Source organism: Limnothrix sp. PR1529 (assembly GCF_002742025.1).
Classification (GTDB): domain Bacteria; phylum Cyanobacteriota; class Cyanobacteriia; order CACIAM-69d; family CACIAM-69d; genus CACIAM-69d.
The window spans coordinates 1-2,257 of the sequence record NZ_LIRO01000073.1; the positions used below are offsets into that span (position 1 = coordinate 1).

Genomic DNA, 2,257 nt, shown 5'->3' on the forward strand with positions numbered 1-2,257 from the left:
GCCCCAACCACCCCGCCCACCCCAGGCCAGATCCTCAGAGCCACCGGGCCCGACACCTGGACGTGGCAAACGGTGGCCAGCGGCGACGGCGGCGGCGTGGTCTTGCCCGCTGAAATAGTGACGACGGTTAACGGCGAAACCGGCGACGTGGTGATCGATCCGCCACCGCTGGCCACCGCCACCCAATCCGGCTTGATCAGTGCCCAACTCTTTGCCCTGCTCACGGGGCAAAACGCCACCAACGGGCAGGCGCTCCAAATCATTGGCGGAATCCCCACGTGGGGCGACTTAACCGTTTTCGCCACCCCAATCCAATGGCAAAAACTGACTGCCAACGCCACCCTCGAAACGGATAAGCGCTACTTCGTGAAAGGTGGCTCAGAATTCACCTTACCCGCCACAGTTTCCGGGTCAATTGAAATCAGCAACCAAACCACCACAACCGTCACAATCATCGCCGCCGGAACAGCCCGAATCAACGGAATCGCAACCGACAATTTAGTCGAAATCAGTCAACAGGAACGGGTAAAAATCAAGCCTGGAAAGAGTGCCAAGCTGATTGCCGATGGCGGCAATTGGGAAAGCCAAGATTGCGATAATTCGTTTTTGCGTTTTACCTATGCAGGTTCCCCTGCTGTCGGCAATCCCCAAAACCCTTTAGGTGCTCGCGGGATATTGGATTATTTCGGGCGCTTGCAAGCCATCAACGCCGGGGTAAGTGGATGGCAAAACCCCACAACAGGAGCCGCTACCGTGACAGCAGCAGCTAGCGCGATTGAGTCAGGTTCGGTTGCACAATTAAGTGATCAAGTAGCTGGCGGACAAACGATTTACACCAATAATGCAATCGGCTCATGGTTTGGCTGGCGATTTCCTGTACAGGTTAGGTTTACCGGTTTTATTTTCCAGACCAACGCAGGACTAGCCGCGCATCTACCTCGCAGTTGGCTAATTCGTGTCGGAACTCTTCCCGCTTTGGTCGTCGGGCAGAGTGTGTCTACTCTTACTGTGGTGGATACTAGATCCGATCAAACGAACATTACCCAGCCGAACACTTACTACGGCCCCTACTATTTTACTCGTACCCAGGGAAACACGGTCGTTTGGCAAAATAACGGAATGACTAGCTCTAATAACAACTACACCATGGGACAGGAGTTTGAGTTTTTTGGAGATATTGATTGATGTATCCCTTCCGACCTTTCTTGTAGTTCCAAGGCAACCTTGTCTTTTACTGCCTTGATTACGCAAACTTCTTTTTTCTTTTCTTGAGGGCTGAAAAATGCAGCTGATTCGTGAACAGATTCCTTCGGACATTTCGACGGTTGAACAGCTTTGGGTTTGGGCGACTTTGCTGTTAGATGAGCAGGCTCGCGGGATGACGGTCAAAGAAGACGCGGGCATTATTCCTACGCCTGCTTCTCAGGTGCAAATTGTGACGGTTGCCGACAATACGACTCGGTTAATTGGTCGCGTTTCGATTGAATTGCAGGATGACTGGGCGATCAACCGAGCGGTCAAACTTTGGCGACGGGTCAATGAGTTGGTAACGACTTCTATTCCGGTCAATTTCACGACGAACTGACATGGCAATCCCCTTTTTTCGGCGGACGGCGCTTAATCCTACGGGGTTGATTTCGTGGGGTTCCGTTAAGTGGGAATTTAGCCAGCCGATCGCCCAAACGGCCGTTAAGCCGCCTAGTGACGTTGGTTCGGTGAAAATCCCGGCTGCGGGGTTCAAACTGCCTGATCCGCCGAAAGATTGGGGGAGCCGAACCATTGAAATCTCACCGGGGTTCATCAATGCGCTGAATCGGCTTCAGTTCGAGCGGAACCAGATCCGCCCTGAGGCGATTTTTGAGCAGATCGAACCCGCGCCGATCGGGGAAAGTTTGACCCCTGAATATTTCCGGCGACTCTATGGGCTGGACGCGCCGGAAAAGGAGCTGACCACCGAAGAGCTAGACCTGCTTGAGGCTGAGTTGATCTGGCAGGAAGCACAGGAGCTTACGGCCCAGTTTGAGCGGGAAGAGAAATTGGCCAACGATCGGGCCGATCGAACGCTGGTTCCTGACTACACCTTGGATGGCGGTGGCGGTGGCGGTGGCGGCGGTGGCGGCGGTGGTGTGCCCCGCGCAGGCAGTCCCACACGATCTTCCTCTCCCCCGGGCGGCCGTGGCTGGTCGCCACCATCGCAACGATCCTCACCACCTGGCGGCGGTCGATCGGGCCCGGGGGCAAATCGCCCCACCTGGGA

At 55.0% G+C, this 2,257-nt stretch carries 2 protein-coding genes and 1 pseudogene; all 3 read left to right on the forward strand.

Annotated features, from left to right (window positions below; all coding sequences use genetic code 11):
• The coding region (locus tag AMR42_RS12015; RefSeq protein ID WP_234406968.1) for a hypothetical protein at window positions 1–1,185 on the forward strand (1,185 nt) is incomplete at its 5' end.
• 97 nt (window positions 1,186–1,282) lie between these two features.
• The gene (locus AMR42_RS12020) at window positions 1,283–1,585 is read left to right on the forward strand and encodes a hypothetical protein (protein WP_099533758.1); all 303 of its coding nucleotides are present in this window, start codon (window positions 1,283–1,285) and stop codon (window positions 1,583–1,585) included.
• A 1-nt stretch (window position 1,586) separates the two neighbouring features.
• Window positions 1,587–2,257: pseudogene (locus AMR42_RS12025) on the forward strand (hypothetical protein); the annotation flags it as partial.

What these genes read in the sequence shown, in the direction of transcription:
- AMR42_RS12020 (WP_099533758.1), top strand. Translation starts at nt 1,283, where the DNA reads ATGCAGCTGATTCGTGAACAGATTCCTTCGGACATTTCGACGGTTGAA.